This is a genomic window from Shewanella sp. AC91-MNA-CIBAN-0169 (assembly GCF_040310165.1).
Taxonomy (GTDB): domain Bacteria; phylum Pseudomonadota; class Gammaproteobacteria; order Enterobacterales; family Shewanellaceae; genus Shewanella.
Genome location: NZ_JBEOPM010000221.1, coordinates 1 through 229, shown reverse-complemented (window position 1 = coordinate 229; position 229 = coordinate 1). Strand labels below are relative to the sequence as shown.

Genomic DNA, 229 nt, shown 5'->3' with positions numbered 1-229 from the left:
AATCGACGGCATCAAATTGTCAGTCGCCGACATCAGGCTAGAAAAGGCATCAGGCTCTTGCTCGATTTGCATCTGCTGCGCCGTTTCTGCAAACTCGCTATTATCGCTACGCTGTTGTTCGTCCTGCCAGCGCGCATAATCGGTATCAGCCATCACGTCATGATTAACGTCATTAGTCTCACCACGCCCAGCGGTCAACTGCGTATCGACAGTGGTATGCGTCTGGGTC

At 52.4% G+C, this 229-nt stretch carries 1 protein-coding gene; it reads right to left on the bottom strand.

Annotation, left to right across the window (positions count from 1 at the left end):
- A partial coding sequence (locus tag AAEY98_RS22750; protein ID WP_351019923.1) for a hypothetical protein occupies nt 1-229 on the bottom strand: 229 nt, incomplete at both ends.